Source organism: Brevibacillus panacihumi (genome assembly GCF_003710985.1).
GTDB classification, from domain to species: Bacteria; Bacillota; Bacilli; order Brevibacillales; family Brevibacillaceae; genus Brevibacillus; species Brevibacillus panacihumi.
In genome coordinates this window covers 207,026-222,885 of the sequence record NZ_RHHT01000003.1, presented here as the reverse complement: position 1 = coordinate 222,885, position 15,860 = coordinate 207,026, and the positions used below count along the sequence as shown (strand labels likewise).

Annotated in this window: 14 protein-coding genes; 5 read left to right on the top strand and 9 right to left on the bottom strand. The window is 53.1% G+C overall.

Annotated features, from left to right (window positions below; translation table 11 throughout):
• The first annotated feature begins 92 nt into the window (after window positions 1-92).
• The gene (locus tag EDM58_RS03900) at window positions 93-1,391 is read left to right on the top strand and encodes an amidohydrolase (protein ID WP_122912173.1); all 1,299 of its coding nucleotides are present in this window, start codon (window positions 93-95) and stop codon (window positions 1,389-1,391) included.
• Window positions 1,392-1,465: 74 nt separating this feature from the next.
• On the opposite strand, the gene EDM58_RS03895 is transcribed toward EDM58_RS03900, so the two are convergent.
• From EDM58_RS03895 to EDM58_RS03885, 3 genes are all read right to left on the bottom strand, one after another.
• On the bottom strand, window positions 1,466-2,161 hold the full coding sequence (locus tag EDM58_RS03895; RefSeq protein WP_122912198.1) for a metal-dependent hydrolase: 696 nt from the start codon (window positions 2,159-2,161) through the stop codon (window positions 1,466-1,468).
• A gap of 73 nt (window positions 2,162-2,234) precedes the next feature.
• Window positions 2,235-2,870 carry a cyclase family protein gene (locus EDM58_RS03890; protein ID WP_122912172.1) on the bottom strand — a complete coding sequence of 212 codons (636 nt, stop codon included), beginning with the start codon at window positions 2,868-2,870 and terminating at the stop codon, window positions 2,235-2,237.
• 199 nt (window positions 2,871-3,069) lie between these two features.
• The gene (locus tag EDM58_RS03885; RefSeq protein WP_122912171.1) at window positions 3,070-3,258 is read right to left on the bottom strand and encodes an LSm family protein; all 189 of its coding nucleotides are present in this window, start codon (window positions 3,256-3,258) and stop codon (window positions 3,070-3,072) included.
• A 281-nt stretch (window positions 3,259-3,539) separates the two neighbouring features.
• Here EDM58_RS03885 and EDM58_RS03880 point away from each other — a divergent pair, with 281 nt between their 5' ends.
• The gene (locus EDM58_RS03880) at window positions 3,540-4,145 is read left to right on the top strand and encodes a MerR family transcriptional regulator (RefSeq protein ID WP_122912170.1); all 606 of its coding nucleotides are present in this window, start codon (window positions 3,540-3,542) and stop codon (window positions 4,143-4,145) included.
• Here the strand turns inward: EDM58_RS03880 and EDM58_RS03875 are convergent.
• The 4 genes from EDM58_RS03875 to EDM58_RS03860 are packed head-to-tail and all read right to left on the bottom strand — an operon-like array spanning window position 4,142 to window position 9,730.
• The gene (locus EDM58_RS03875) at window positions 4,142-5,005 is read right to left on the bottom strand and encodes an ABC transporter ATP-binding protein (protein ID WP_122912169.1); all 864 of its coding nucleotides are present in this window, start codon (window positions 5,003-5,005) and stop codon (window positions 4,142-4,144) included. The genes EDM58_RS03880 and EDM58_RS03875 overlap by 4 nt on opposite strands.
• Before the next feature lie 4 nt (window positions 5,006-5,009).
• Entirely contained in the window at window positions 5,010-7,877 is a 2,868-nt protein-coding gene (locus tag EDM58_RS03870; RefSeq protein WP_246000536.1) for an FtsX-like permease family protein, read from the bottom strand.
• Between the two features lie 19 nt (window positions 7,878-7,896).
• Window positions 7,897-9,093, bottom strand: a complete 1,197-nt coding sequence (locus EDM58_RS03865; protein ID WP_246000531.1) for an efflux RND transporter periplasmic adaptor subunit — start codon at window positions 9,091-9,093, stop codon at window positions 7,897-7,899.
• Window positions 9,044-9,730: an ABC transporter ATP-binding protein gene (locus tag EDM58_RS03860; protein WP_122912167.1), complete on the bottom strand. Its 687-nt coding sequence runs from the start codon at window positions 9,728-9,730 to the stop codon at window positions 9,044-9,046. Before EDM58_RS03860 ends, EDM58_RS03865 begins: the two co-directional genes overlap by 50 nt.
• Window positions 9,731-9,921: 191 nt before the next feature.
• Here EDM58_RS03860 and EDM58_RS03855 point away from each other — a divergent pair, with 191 nt between their 5' ends.
• Genes EDM58_RS03855 through rsiV form a run of 3 tightly spaced genes read left to right on the top strand, consistent with a single transcriptional unit; the run spans window position 9,922 to window position 13,276 of the window.
• Window positions 9,922-11,820, top strand: coding sequence for an acyltransferase family protein (locus EDM58_RS03855; protein ID WP_122912166.1), 1,899 nt, complete (start codon window positions 9,922-9,924; stop codon window positions 11,818-11,820).
• Window positions 11,821-11,879: 59 nt separating this feature from the next.
• Complete coding sequence (locus EDM58_RS03850) at window positions 11,880-12,392, top strand: RNA polymerase sigma factor SigV (RefSeq protein WP_122912165.1); 513 nt, start codon at window positions 11,880-11,882, stop codon at window positions 12,390-12,392.
• Complete coding sequence (gene rsiV / locus EDM58_RS03845; protein ID WP_122912164.1) at window positions 12,389-13,276, top strand: anti-sigma-V factor RsiV; 888 nt, start codon at window positions 12,389-12,391, stop codon at window positions 13,274-13,276. Before EDM58_RS03850 ends, rsiV begins: the two co-directional genes overlap by 4 nt.
• 68 nt (window positions 13,277-13,344) lie before the next feature.
• On the opposite strand, the gene EDM58_RS03840 is transcribed toward rsiV, so the two are convergent.
• Complete coding sequence (locus tag EDM58_RS03840) at window positions 13,345-14,538, bottom strand: M20 family metallopeptidase (RefSeq protein WP_122912163.1); 1,194 nt, start codon at window positions 14,536-14,538, stop codon at window positions 13,345-13,347.
• Between the two features lie 28 nt (window positions 14,539-14,566).
• On the bottom strand, window positions 14,567-15,805 hold the full coding sequence (locus EDM58_RS03835) for a Zn-dependent hydrolase (RefSeq protein WP_122912162.1): 1,239 nt from the start codon (window positions 15,803-15,805) through the stop codon (window positions 14,567-14,569).
• Window positions 15,806-15,860 lie beyond the last annotated feature (55 nt).

The window sequence follows — 15,860 nt, the reverse complement described above, 5'->3', positions numbered from 1 at the left end:
ATTAAACAAAATTTCATAGAATTTCATCTCTTGACCTTCCCGTCACGTCAAGCTTTACCGTAATAGCGAACGAATCTTAGGAGGGAAGAACGATGAAAAGAACCTTGATCACAGGCTGTACCATTCTCACCATGTGTGAAGGAGATGCCCCCTTCGTCGGAGATCTGCTCATCGAAGGCGAGCGGATCGCGGCGATCGGGCCTGACCTGAAGCTGGAGCATCCAGCGGACGAGGTGATCGCAGGCAAGGGACTGGTGGCAATGCCCGGGCTGATCAATGCCCACAACCATGCCAGCATGTCATTGCTTCGCACCTTCTCCGACGATCTCAAGCTGATGGATTGGCTGGACAAAAAAATGCTGCCTGCCGAGGCGCGGATGACCCCGGAGGACGTCTACTGGGGGACGATGCTCGGGACAGCTGAGATGATTGCATCCGGGACAACGAGCTTTGCCGACATGTACGTCCACATGGATCAGGTGGCACAAGCTGTCGTGGACAGCGGCATGCGTGCATCGCTGACACGCGGCGTCGTCTTTTTGCAGGATGACGGCGGCAAGCGGATGGCGGAGGCGCTCCATCTCATCGACACCTGGACCGGTGCGGGAGAAGGACGGATCACTACCATGCTAGGCCCGCATGCTCCTTACACCTGCCCCCCGCAGCCGTTGAGCGAGATTATCCAGATCGCCCGCAGCCGGCAGATTCCTTTGCACATCCATTTGGCAGAGACTCGCGAGGAAGTGGCGAAAATACGCGAGCGGTACAATCAGACTCCAACTGAATACCTGCATGGGCTCGGCATGTTCGCGGACAATCACGTCCTGCTCGCCCACGCTGTCCATCTGGATGCCGCGGACGTGCTGCTGCTTTCCGGCATGCGCGGCGGTGTCGCCCACAACCCGGTCAGCAACCTGAAGCTGGGCTGCGGAATTGCACCTGTACGCGAGATGCTGGAGCAGGGCGTAACCGTAGGACTTGGGACGGATGGAGCCGGAAGTGCCACGACGCTGGACATGTTTGCCGAAATCAAGGCCGCTACCTGGCTGCAAAAGCTGCAGCACGGCGACCCGACCTTGCTGCCGGCTTGGCAGGTGCTGCGGATGGCCACGATCGAAAGCGCCAAGCTGCTGCAAATCGATGACGAGGTCGGGACGCTCGAGCCAGGCAAAAAAGCGGATTTGATCCTGTTGGATCTGGATAAGCCGCATTTGCAGCCCGTTCACGATCTTTGCGCCCTGATCGCCTACAGCGCCACGGGAGCAGATGTAGACACTACAATCGTCAACGGTCAGGTTCTGATGCGAGGTCGCCAGTTTACGCGCTTTTCCTGGGAGGAGCTTCGCCGGGAGGCCGCCGAGCGCGCAGCACGCCTGGTCGAGGGGCTGTAGAAAGGCTGCACAGAAAGGGAGCCGCCATCCGTTCGGGATCGCGGCTCTCGCTTTTGCGTCGATTCGATATTCTTTTACGGCAGACGCAGCTCTTCTCCCGGCTTTAATGCCTTGCCCTGAATGTCCTTCTTCGCCAGTCCCGCGACGAACGCATCCCCGTCTTGTACGATCGGCGGAAACGTATTGTAGTGAATGGGCACGACATAGTCGGCTCTGACCCACTGCGCAGCCAGAGCTGCATCCTCAGGTCCCATCGTAAACAAGTCTCCGATCGGGAGGAAGGCCAGATCAATTTTATGCAATTCACCAAGCATCTTCATGTCGCCGAACAAACCTGTATCCCCTGCGTGATAGACGGTTTTTCCGCCCATCTCGATGATAAATCCGCCTGGCATTCCCATGTAGACGATTTGCTTTTGATCGTCCAAAATCACACCGGAGCTGTGGAAAGCCTGCGTCATTTTTACTTTTCCAAACGGCAGCTCAAGCGATCCGCCAAGGTTCATTCCGATTGTCTGTACTCCTTGCCAGCCCAGATACGTCGCCAGCTCGTGAGTCGTCACAATCGTCGCTTCGTTCTGTTTCGCCAATTCTACGGCGTCCAGGATATGGTCTTGATGTCCGTGAGTCAATAATATGTAGGAAACCTGGATGTCTGCCAGTTTCGTCGTCGCTTGCGCATTCCCGGTGATAAACGGGTCGATGATGATTGAGTGTCCTTCGCTCGACAGTTGTACGGTAGAATGTCCGTGGAATCTGATCTCTAACATAGGTTCTCCTGCCTTCCTGGAATGTTGGCCCAACATATCCATGTTACCACGAAGGCGCACCTCCTCGCATCCCTTAGTCAAACAAGACGGCGTATGCGCGGGCGAAGGCCCCGTCGCTTCCCTTGATCTTGATCGGAGCCGCTGAGAAGAAGACCCGCTCCCGATCCAGTTGTTCCAGGTTGATCAGATTCTCTACGATGCCGAGACGAGCCTCGAGAAAAATATGATGGGCTGGATAGGTCTCTGTCTCCACGGGGTCCGGCGAGATGAAGTCTAGCCCGATCGTTTTGACCCCGCGCCTGACCAATTCCAACGCCAGCTCTTCGCCGAAGTACGGGGCTTCGCTCTTGTAGGCCTCCGTTCCCCATTTGGCGCTGGTGCCTGTGCGAAACAGCAGAATGTCTCCTGGTGAAAAGGCGACCCCTTCCAGCACGTTCGGCTTTAATTCCCGCTCTGAAGAAGGGGGGACATCGACGATTACCGCCTCGCCGACGAAACGGTCCAGCGGGATTGTTTCAATCGTCTCGCCATGCAAAATAAAATGAGCAGGCGCGTCGCAATGCGTACCGACGTGGACGACAGAATGAACATCTGTCACCTGAAACCCGTCTGTTTCCACACGACTCACCTGAACAAAGCTGGCATCCGGCTGTCCTGGATACTGCGGCATGCCGGTCTCCATCGTTTGCGACAAATCAATGATCCGCAATCAAACCCCTCCTCAAAACAAAAGAATTTTTGGAATAATATGCCTAACTCTTATATTATCAATCATTACACGCTTTCGTGGCAACCTCATCTTTTTACTCCCCCATCCGCATCCTGCGGCAAAGCAAACAGGCTGCCGATTTCTCGACAGCCCTTAGGTACTAGGACTTCCTGTTAATGTAGTCATGAGCCATCATGCTTTAGCAGTCGTCTTGCTCAGTAACGCCAACAATCTTGGAATTACGAATAATAGTACGACGATTGTCATTCTCCCGCAGAATGATCGTATTGGATTTGACCTCAACCAGTCTGCCAGTGAAGGTTCCATCGACCGTTTCTACTCTGACCTGTCGCCCTTCAAATTTTCTTACCTGGTCTCTAAATGCCATGTTGTCAATCCCTCCTTCTTTTGCATCCTATGTACGTTTGGCAGTGCCTACCTAGAGCAAAAGCGGAGATTGACCGAAAATGTACGTGTACCCCCTGGTCCAATGTCCTCTGCATGCATGCGGCTGCCTTGCAAAATCAGGGATTGACGCCAGTCGACACAACGCTGCGTACCGTACGAAGACTGATAGAAATTGTCGCACGATTGGCAACAGGATATGCCCGTTTGGCAACGAAAAAGCCTAGTATGAAGAAGGAATTGTTGAGACAGGAGGGATGATCGTTGGGAAACGTTATTGAATTGGTCGCCAGGGAAAGAACCTACACGGGCAAAGAGGTAGCCCGAAAGCTGGGAATCGGTGCGAGCACCTTGCGCAAATGGAGCCTTTTATTGGAGCAACAAGGGTACTGGTTCGTACGCGACAGCCAGAACCGCCGGGAATATCGCCAGATTGACGTAGCCGCGCTGGAGCGATTTTACCGCTTGACCAAGGACCAGCTTTTTCCCCAGGAGGAAGCAGCCCTCATGATCGTAAGTCAACAGTCTCCTGAATCCGCCCGTGCAGAAAGCGCCGCCGCTTCGGCACCCGCACCAGTACCTGCAACCCCATCTGCGCAAGCTCCCCAGCAGCTCGAGCTGCGCCCGACTGAATGGGAAGCGAGACTGCACGCTCTGGCTTGTCACGTCCAGCAGCAGGAGCTCGCTCACCATGCCTTGACCGAGCGCGTGGAGAAGCAGGAAGCATATATCCGTACCAGTCTGAAGGAACGGGACTGGCGTCTGACCAAAGCGATGAATGATATTCTCTCAGTCAAGGCGGAACTGGCAAAGATCCAGCGCGAGCAACGGAAAAGCTCCATCTGGCACCGCTTGTTCCGCTTGGACTAGGCTCGCTTGGGAGGAGGCGGATACAGGACGATCCGTCCTTCTTCCAACTCGATCTTGATCTTCCCCTCCGCGCCGATCGCTTGCAGGTACTCCTGCGGAATTTGCAGACGCCCCGCCTGATCGAGCACCGCCCACTCCTCATGCGTATTCTCGGCCTCCCCTTCCTCCTGCTCTCCGGCCGTATCCCGACGCAGGATTTCACTGGAGGTTTTTCCATCGCGAATCGCTACGACGCGATCTACCTTCTTGGCGATCTCGGGATCATGCGTCACGATCACAACCGTAAGCCCCATTGTCCGATTCAATTCCTTAAAAAGGTCCAGGATCATCGCTGCTGTTTTGCTGTCCACGCTGCCGGTCGGTTCATCGGCCAACAGCAGCTTTGGTTCGTTGGCGAGGGCAATCGCGATGGCTACACGCTGTTGTTCCCCGCCAGACAGCTCACTCAGCTTGTTTTTTTTCCGATGTCCCAAGCCGACGATCTCCAGCAGTTCGCGGGCGCGATCCCGCTTCCGCTGTCCCGCGATCAGCATCGGCAGCTCCACGTTTTGCTGGGCTGACAGGTAGGGAATCAGGTTGCGCGCATTGTTCTGCCAGACGAAGCCCACCGTTCGCAGGCGGTACTGGATCAACTCCGCTTGATTTAACTGGAAAAGGTTTTTCCCTGCCACGAACAGCTTCCCTGCGGAGGGGCGATCCAATCCGCCCAGCATGTTCAACAAGGTGGATTTGCCGCTTCCGCTGTTGCCGATGATCCCCATCAGCTCGCCTTCCTCCACGATCAGATCCAGGCCCTGCAAGGCCACGACCTCCAAGTCAGCAGCCTTGTAGATTTTCACCAGGTTTTCACATACAATCATGCTCCTAATCCTCCCCCAGCTTCACGGCTTGATGGATCTGCATGCGCGACAGGATGGCCCCGACGATCCCGATCCCGACTACCAACGTAATGGCGACGAAGGAATAGATCATCCACTCATCCTCCGCAGCGGAAGTGATCGTAAAGGGGGGAACCTGTTTTTCTGCATGCAGATACAGACTGAGCGCCGGAAGAAACAGCATGTTCGCCAGCTTGCCCGCTGCCATTCCCATCGCAAAAGCAACGCCGAAGGTAAAAAACTGCTCCCAGGCGATGATGCGAACGAGGCTGCCAAATGACAAGCCCATCGCTCGAAAAACACCGTATTGCAATTTGCGCGCACCCAGCGTGAGCACCCAGTACATCACGTATCCAATGAAAGTAATCAGCATTGACAACAAGAAACCGAGCGTCAAAGACCCATTTGCCCCCAGATAGAACGCGCTGTTCTTGATCTCGATCAGCTGCTGGCGTGCATTGCTTAAAAAGATGGGTTTGGCATCATTTTGCGTCAGCCCGTTGTACAACGCCTCAGACGATGCTTCCGGCTGCATGTTCAGCCAGACCTGGTACGGCTCCAGATGCATTTTCCCATGGATGAAAGGAAGGTTGGCCACCATCAGATACTTTTCCTCCATCACTGAAGAGGAGGAGGAACGCGGACCGACCGGACTCCAACCGGGCCAATAGTCAACGATGGCGTATACGATCATTTCTACCGGGCGGATCCGCTTCCACCCGACCATGACGGTGTCTCCTTCCTTTACGTTCATCTTGTTGGCCAAGGTACGGGAAATCAACACTGCATTCGGCTTTTTCCCCAATACATTGAGATAGTCATTGATGTGATGGGGCAGCAGTTCCTGCTTCCACCAGATCGTCTGGGCGAATTCCTTCGGGTCGATGCCCATCAGCCTTACTTCCCTGACGCTTTTTTGCCCTTCGCTGATTTCTGCCATGTCGTGTATGAAAACCCGGGTTGCGTGCTCGACGCCAGGAAGCCGTTGAAACTGTTCAAAATCAGGCTCCTCGTACTGAATCGGGGGCCTGACGGGCTCCGGCGCGATCTTGGCTCCCTCGAATTGCATGTTGGGGTTCCGATGGATAAACACAAACGGTTTGTCGCTGGCCCAGTTCACCATAAGACGCACGTCCGCACCATTTTGGTAAAAGACCTGCTCCTCTGCATTGAGATTGATTGTTCGCGCCGTACTCGCGCTAAACATCCCGACTGCTACAGTGATGGTCACAAACACCATCAAAAACTGGTATTGCCGCGAAGCACGCCCTACCTGCACCAGAGTGGTATGTACCGATATCGGCCAGATCCTTCGCCCCAGCCAGTAGATTCCGCGCAAAAACAAAGGATAGATGCGCAGACACAACAGACCAAATCCGAGAGAGAACAAGACAGGTACAAAAAACAGCAGGACGTCCACGGTCATGACCATCGAGCCTTCTGTCGTCTTTCCGACATTTTCGATCATATTTTGATAGGAGTACCAGCCGTACCCGGCAATCAGCAAGAGCAGCACATCGAGAAAAAGCCGATGCCACATGGCTTGACCGGTCATTCTGGCTGTGTTTTGCTTATGCGTCACAATGTTTTGCCGCGTCGCGATAAAGATAGAGATGAGCAAGAGGAACATGCAAGCGAGTATTGTCCAAGCCGCGTAGGCCATTACCTCGCCATCCATCCTGACCTGGATCCCGGTCCGATCGACGAATTCCAAAAATCCGTTGGAGATCCCCAGAACCTTGCTGAGCTGGATCCCCACAAACGGTCCGATCAGCAAGGCAAGGAGACCCAAAATCAGAATTTCCACAAAATAGATGCCAAAAATCTGTGCTCTTCCAGCTCCTCGACTCCCGAGAACCGCGATCTCTGTCCGCTGCCTCTCTATAATCAGCCCTGAGACCATGACCAGATAGATGATGAGCATGACAAAAATAGGGACGTACATGGACCACAAAATGGTCCGAAAATGTTGATTCTGCTCATCGTATTTTGTCGTGATCGAGCTGACGGGAAACTGAAAGCTCAAATCCGATTTTTTCAGTCCGATCTGCATCAGACTTTCTTCCAATTCCGGCACGACTGAAACCAGCTTTTCCTTGTCCGTAAATTGGAATTCCTGATATTGGAAGGCCGCATAATAGCGGATTGCGGTGACCAGATTTTTCTCTTCCAATATCGTTTTGCGAAACAGCTCCTCATTCAATATAAACCCTTTGTTGTACTCGGTGGATTTGGCGAACCAGTACGGATCGTTGCCCTCCTTTTCCTTGAAGACTCCTACCGGTTTGACGCGAAAGGTCGCGTCCTCCGCGCTGCTCGTCGTCAGCTCGTAGATACGGCCTAGCACCATCTTGCGGTCCATCATCCCTTTTTCGGTGACGAGCGCTTCATAGATTCCGTCAACGGGTTCTGCCGCGGGAAGACGGCCGTCTATCAAGGTGATATGCTGATCCAGATTGGTCAACGAATACAAAATCCCTGTCTCGGGAGACCCTTCCTTTTGATCCAGCAATACCGCCATGAAGGGAATCGACCGCATTACGGTCACTCGCTCGAGCAATGGCGCGGACAAGGACGGTATGACGTCGTTCTCGAGAATGTTCGTCAAGTGAGCAAGCACTTTGGCTCCATTTTGGGCGCCTATGTCCTGGTTGATGGAGACCAAAAGGCCGCCAGGAAAATTTTTCACTACCCGCTGATATTCTTCCATGTCTTTGACGAATAATCGTTGCAATACGCCATTCGTGAACGCGGGGATGCTGGACATCAGCCCGACCGCGACGACAAGCCCGAGCAGCAGGCTGCCGACCAGCCAGCGGTTATTCAGCATTTTTCGCAAAATCATCTGCAGCATAGCCACGATGCTTCCCCCCTTATTCCAAAATGACCAACTGGCCCGGCTGCAGTCCGCTTAAGATTTCTACTTCGGCCTCGGTTTTGATGCCCACTGTGACGTCAACTTCCTTTTTCACGTCCTCTTCCAGTACATGGACATACATTCTCTCATTGAATGCGCGCAATGCTTTGCTCGGGATGATCACCGCATTTTCCTGCTGCTCCACGACAATCTCGAAGTACACGGAGGTGCCCACTTCTATTCCCAGCAGTGGTTTGACCGGTGCGATGAGCAGGCTGCGGTGGTACAAGCGCTTCAGCTCCTCAGGCACATCATCGGGTACATTCAATGGAGTCTGTACGACAATTCCTTCTACCTCTGTCCCGTCCGGCAGCTTGATGAGTGCCTTTACTCCATCCTTCACATCCTTGATCGTATCTCGTTCCGGGGCCGTATAGAGTACATGCAGCTTGTTTGGATCACCGATGGTCACCAGCGTTTGATGGGCATCTATCTCGTCGCCGACCTGCTCATTGCTGACGAAAAGAACCAATCCGTCCATCGGAGCGATAAGCTTGGTATCCGCCAATCTTTTTTGCAAACTGGCCAGATCCATCTCCCGTTGCTTGACATTCAATTTCGCACGCTCGATCTTGTATTCACGCCGTTTGGGATCTTCCAGCTCCGCCAGCTTTAACTTGGCTTGCTCCAGCTCGATCTGGGCGAGTTTGGTCTCGCTGACCTTGGCGTTCATTTCTGCCTTGAGGACATTCAACCTGGCCTCTTCCACCTCGTATTGGTTATCCTGCTGGGCCTCCAAAAGCTCCAGCTTGGCTTTGTCTACTTCATACTTCGCCATCTCGATGCTTCGCTCCAGCTCGGTTGCATCGAGCTCAGCCAGAACCTGCCCCGCCTTCACCATATCCCCGCTGCTGACATTCAGCGTCTTCAGCCGCAAGCCCTTGCTCTCCGGGAAAGAGAGCTCCTTTTTGTCGACAGTGGTAAAGGTGCTTGTTCCTCTGATACTCCTCTTGATCGTTCCGAGCGTGACTTCTGCTACGTCATACGTGACCTGGACAGGCTCTACCAGCGGAGGCGCGAGGATCGGTTCTTCCTTGGGCAACAGGGAACAGCCGGACAGCAGCGTTGCAAAAGCGGATGCGATCGCTGCATGCCTCATCAGGCTAGGCAAGCTTGCTTTGACGGATGGTTCCGTCTTCCAATTCGTATACAATATCGGCCACCTCCATCACACTCGGATCATGCGTAGTCATGATAATGCTCATCCCTTCTTCTTCCACCAGCTTGCGAAAAACGCCGCTGATTTTTTTGCCCGTCTTGCTGTCCAATTCTGCCGTTGGTTCATCGGCCAACAGCAGCTGCGGTCGATGAGCCACTGCCCGGGCAATCGCGCAGCGCTGCTGTTCTCCGCCCGACATCTCATATGGGCGATGATGGGCTCTTTTGCTCAATCCAACAAGCTCCAGCGACTCGTTGATTCTCGTCTTCCATTCCCTGGTGGCGACCTTTGACAAGCGCAGGCCGAACTCCACATTCTCCGCCGCAGACATCAAAGGAAACAAGCCAAACGATTGAAAAATAAATCCCATGCCTTGTCTTCTGATTTTTGTGCGATTTCGATCTGGCAGTCTCCCAATCTCTGTTCCCTGGAAGTAAACCTCCCCGCTGGTCGGTCGGTCCAATCCGCCAAGCAGATTGAGCAAGGTCGTTTTTCCGGAACCGGAACGGCCTCTCAGCACGAGCAGCTTCCCTTTTTCGACCTGCAGATCAATTCCTTGCAAGGCGTGAACCGCAGCAGAACCGCTTCCAAAAATGCGGCCCAGATCTTTTGTCTCCGTGATAAACGGCATGAAAACCCCCCGCTTTTTGCATAATCACTCGAAGTAGATAGACTTTTCGAAGAATAAATTATAGCACAATTGCCTGAAGTTGGAATTAACTGAAAATAAAGAGAAATAAATTTTCTCCTCATCAAAACTTTTTACCCAAGTCTGGCCGTCCTAGCTTTATCCGATAAAACAAACGTAAGGACTGAATCATCATGAACGACAACACGAAGCTGTTCAGACATCAAACCACCGGAAGCCAGGCAGGTGTGCATCGGGCAAATGCCAAACGTTATATGCCGGGACTTGATGGTCTCAGAGCATTATCCGTCCTTGCCGTCATTGCTTACCACCTGAATCTGAAATGGGCGCAGGGAGGCTTGCTTGGCGTCGGGATCTTTTTTGTCATTTCCGGATACCTCATTACGGATCAAATCATTACGGAATGGAACAGGCATCAGAGGCTGAGTCTAGTAGATTTCTGGATCCGCAGAGCCCGCAGATTGCTTCCGGCTATGATTGGCATGCTGCTGTTTGTGGCTGCATGGCTTTACTTTGTAGATTCCTCCCGATTGCACGCTCTCCAGGGAGATTTTCTATCTTCGCTTTTTTACATAAACAACTGGTGGCTGATTTTTCACCAGGTATCGTACTTTGAGAGCTTTGGCCCCCCCTCCCCGATCGGGCACCTCTGGTCCCTGTCTGTTGAGGAACAATTTTATGTGATGTGGCCATTGCTGCTCGTGATCGGATTAAAAATTGCCTCCCGTCGCGGGACACTTGCCTTGCTGATCCTGGCAGGCGCGGCGCTTTCTGCTATGGCCATGGCTATGATTTATGTACCGGGTACAGATCCCAGCCGCGTTTACTATGGTACGGATACTCGTGCTTTCGCCCTCTTGACCGGCGCTGCCTTGGCGGTAGTATGGCCGAGTCAGAAGATGAATGATCGGGTCTCAACGGCTGCTCGCAATACGCTCGATATCGCAGGCGGCATCGGGATCTTGGCTCTCATCTTGTTCATCTATCAAACCGTTGAATATGACGATTGGCTTTATCGCGGAGGATTGCTGTTTTTGTCTTTGATTGCTGCAGCCGTAATTGCCGTCCTTTCACATCCGGCAAGCAGGGTAGGAAAAATCATGGGCTGCAAGCCTCTGCGCTGGTTAGGGGTCCGGTCGTACAGCTTGTACATATGGCATTACCCAGTCATCATCCTGACGAGTCCTGACGCGAATACGGATGATGCCGGAGTGACCAGGATCATCCTGCAACTGGCAGCGAGCCTGATACTTGCCGCTTTCTCTTATCGATATATCGAGGAGCCTTTTCGGCGAGGAAGAGTACACCTCCACTGGAAAATGTCATACTCTCCGCTGCGCCGACGCGTCCTTCCGGTTATTCTTGCAGCCATTTTGCCGGCATTCCTTATTCCGTCCGCCTGCAGCATCTCCCAGTCCAAAGAGGGACTTCCTGCACATGTTGTCGAAACAGCAGGCTCACAGAACGGATCGAAGCAACCAGAAACGCCATCCACCGTACAAGATACGAAGCATCCGGAAGCCCGGAAACCCGCGTCTGCAGCACAAGACACGGCTCATCCGGAAGCCCAGACACTTGTGCCACCGGACATCATCGAATCAGGAAAAGGCATCACAGCGATTGGAGATTCCGTCATCCTGGATGCGAAACCTTTTCTCGCAAAAATGCTCCCCGGTATAGCCGTGGACGGGAAGGTCGGCCGTCAGATGCGGCAGGCACAGGATGCCATTGACCAGCTCAAGGCACAGGGCAAGCTAGGCGACCGGATCATCATTGAGCTGGGGACGAATGGAGCTTTCAGCAAAAAGCAATTACGAGCCTTGCTTCATTCGCTTAGCGATGCGAAGCAGGTCGTTTTAGTAAATACACGGGTCCCCAGGAATTGGCAGGATACGGTCAATGCAACGATTGCAGAGGTTTCCAATGAATTCAACAATACCGCTATAGTAGACTGGTATTCAGCCAGCGAGGGCAAGGGCGAATACTTCTATCGTGATGGCGTGCATCTGAACCGGGACGGTGCCGAGTATTACGCCTCGATTCTTGCGAAAGCTGTAGCACAAACTTTTTGAACCTCTCCATTCGTTTTATTCATAAAACACCTCAATCAAGTTAGGAAGGGCAATACGACATGTTGAACAGGAAACACGAAAAATTGCTGATCCTCTGTATCACCGAGCATAAAGAGAATGTCTACCGGCTCGCGTACAGCTATGTCAAAAACAAGGAAGATGCGCTCGATATCGTCCAGGACGCCATTTATAAAGCCATGACCAATATGGATCGCTTGAAGGATTCCGAAGCGGTCAAAAGCTGGTTCTACCGAATCGTGGTGAACACCGCTTTGGATTTTCTCCGCAGGAAGAAGATCGTTCACATGGCGGACCATGAAATCATAGAATTCCACGCGATGGGCGCAGAGGATATATACTCGGACTTGGATTTGCAAAGATCCCTTGATGATCTGCCAGTGAAATACCGAAGCGTCATCGTATTGAGATATTTTGAGGATATGAAAATAGAAGAAGTCGCGGATGTCCTTGGCGAGAACGTAAATACGATTAAAACGAGGCTGTATCAGGCCCTTCAGCTTTTACGAATAAAGATGACAGTCGAGCCGACAAAAGGAGAACAAGTAAAATGAACAATAAAATAGATCAGTTGCGAAAAGAGTATCAAGAAGTGCCCATACCGGCAGAGCTGGATTTCGTCGTAGACAGGGCCATTACCCAATCTTTGAAAATGAAAAGAAACAGAAGCCCCAAATCCAAAGGGTTGGCTGCTATCGGAGCTGCTGCTGTCATCTTCGTCGCTACCATTAATGCCAGTCCGACCGTAGCGAACGCCTTGTCCTCGATCCCCGGCGTGGACCGGATTATCAAAGTGCTGACATGGAAGGAATATGTGATCGACGAACTAAATTACAATGCGGATATTAAGGTTCCCTCCATTGCCCACCTCGAAAACAAAGCACTCGAGGCCGGATTGAACGAGAAGTATTTCAAAGAAAGCAAGGAACTATATGACAAGTTCCAGGCAGAAATCAAAGAAATAAGAAAACTAGGTGAAGGGCATCTGGGGCTGGTCGCAGGTTACGAAGTGAAAACAGATAATGACGACATTCTCTCGATCGAACGATACGTCCTAGAGATCGCAGGGTCTGCATCAACCCGAATCAAGATTGATACTATTGATAAAAAGAATCAATTGCTCATCACATTGCCGATGTTGTTTAAAGACGATCAGTATATCGAACGGATTAGCGAAAATATCAAAGAACAAATGAGGGCTCAGATGGCGGCAGATCCCCAAAAGGTATACTGGATTCCAACGGGTGAGGAAGAGCAGATGACGGATGCGTTCACTTCCATTGCGAAAGACCAAAATTTTTATATCAACAACGCTGGCAAGCTCGTCATTGTCTTCAATGAATACGACGTGGCACCAGGCTATATGGGTGTCGTAGAATTTGTCATTCCTACTGAAGTATTGTCAGACGATCTGGTCAGTCATCAATACATCAAGTAATGTTCAAGCAGAAAGACCGTCGGGGAAGCACCCTGACGGTCTTTTTTATAACCACAAGTCGCGTGGTATCAAGCTTTTTTGTCCATTACAATCTTTCTAGCCGCATTGACGAATGTCTTCACGCCGATCTCGAGCGCGTCCTCGTCCACCGTGAAGCGAGCGTGGTGATGCGGATAAACGATGCCCTTCTCCTCATTGCCGGCCCCGATGTAAAAGAAGCAGCCAGGCGCTTTTTGCTGGAAGGCGGAAAAATCCTCCCCGCCCATCGTCGGGCGGCTTTTTACAACCCACTCCGGACCCAGTGTTTCGACGACGACTTCTTCCATCAGACGGCTGACCTCCTCGTCATTGATGACGGGACGGTAGCCATTTACGTACTTGAAGGTATAGGAAGCTCCATGCGCCTCTGTAATCCCTTTGATCACGCGCTCCATCAAGCCGGGGACGCTTTCGCGCAAGGCAGGATCGAAGCTGCGCACCGTACCGCACATCTCGACCGAACCCGGAATGACATTATGTGTGGTCCCGGCAACAAATTGCGTGACGGAAATCACGAGACTGTCCAAAGGATCGGTATTGCGGGAGACGATATGCTGCAGATTGGTCACGACCTGGGCCGCGACGGCTATGCTGTCGATCGTCTGATGCGGAATTGCGGCATGGCCGCCTTTTCCCTGCACTGTAATCCAGAAGGTGTCGGGAGCCGCCATCACAGGACCTGAACTAATGCCGACCTTGCCGTATTCCATCTGAGCCCACAGATGCGTCCCAATCACCAGGTCGACGCCTTCCATGACGCCAGCCTGGACCATTTCTTCCGCTCCGCCAGGATGAAGTTCTTCCGCGTGCTGGAATAAAAAGCGGATTTCCCCTTTGATCTGATCTCTCATCCCCGCGAGCAGCTTTGCCGCACCAAGCAGCATGGCGGTATGCCCGTCATGACCGCAGGCGTGCATCACACCCGGGTTTTGGGAGGCGAACTCGAATGTGTTCTCTTCGGTTATCGGCAACGCATCCATGTCAGCGCGCATCGCCAGCACAGTCCCCGGCTCAGGGCCGATCAGGCGAGCCATGACACTAGTCTGGGTCGGACGGCTAATCTCGAGATTGCCAAAGGATTGCAGCGTATCAAAGACGAACTGTGCCGTTTTTTCTTCGTGGAAAGACAGCTCCGGATGTTGATGCAGATACCTCCTCCACGCAATCACCTGCTCCTTGATTTCCTCTACAGCTTGATTCAGCGTTGCGACGGTCGTTGTCATCCTGTTCTCCTCCTCAAATTTGGGACTTTTATTTTCGGGGTGATGGTGACGCCAATGCAAGTACCGTGCGATACAAAACCGCGGCACTCTTCGCACAATCCTCTTTGGACGTATATTCCGCCGGGTTGTGGCTGATGCCATCCCGGGAACGGGCGAAAATCATGCCGACAGGACAAAAATCTACCAGCTGCATGCCGTCATGTCCGGCGCCGCTTGGCAGAATCATGGTCTCCAGCTCCTCTGCCTCGCATGCTGCCAGGGCTGCCTGCTGCACCTCCTGAGAGCAGATCACCGGAGCCATGCGCTGCAGGTCTTCTACCAGCAGCTTGACCCCGCGGCGCTGGCAAATTTCTTTTGCTTCCCGCAAAATGCTCTCTTCGACACGGGTACGCACTGCTTCATCGACGTCACGCAGATCAAGCGTAAACTCGACGCGCCCCGGGATGACATTCGCCCCGCCGGGAAATACTTGCAGCTTGCCGACCGTGCCGACTGTGCTACTTGTCCGGGCCGCCTCCCTTTCGATGACCAGCATGATCTCTGACGCGGCTGCCAGCGGATCGCGGCGCATCGTCATCGGTGTCGTACCAGCGTGCCCTGCTTCACCCTCGAGCGTAAATTTGACCCAGATCGGTCCAGCGATCCCCTTGACGACGCCCACAGACAAGCCGCGGCTCTCGAGGACTTTTCCCTGTTCGATATGCAATTCCACGTATGCCTTTACACTTCCCGGCTCCCGCTTCGCACGGCCGATCTGTGCAGGATCGAGTCCGTTATGCCGCATGGCTTCAGCGATGGAGATCCCTTCCTCGTCTTGGGCGTCCAACTCCTCGATTTGCAGCCGGCCTCCGAGCGCCCTGCTCCCGAGCATGCCATAGCCGAAGCGCGTTCCTTCTTCATCGGTAAAAGCAATGACCTCGATGGGATGCTCTGTCTCCACGCCGCGCTCATTCATCGCTTGCAGGATCTCTACTCCGGCGAGGACGCCAAGCGGGCCGTCAAAATCACCGCCATTCGGCACCGAATCGATATGGGAGCCGACCAGCACTACTGGTGCCGCAGGATTCTTGCCCTCTTTGCGGCCAATCAGATTGCCGATCTCGTCCTCTCTTACGGTTAACCCTGCTTCCTGCATAAAACGTGTCACCAAGTCTTTGGCCGCCCGTTCCTCCGGGGTAAAGGAAAGCCTGGTCACCCCTCCTTCTGCTTGTCTGCCAATCGTGCCAAGCTGCATCAGCCGTTCCCACAGACGTTCTGCATCAATCACGTATGCGCACCTCCAGTATCTGCCTGTTCTTGTTGTGTTGTCACGCTTTGCTTGT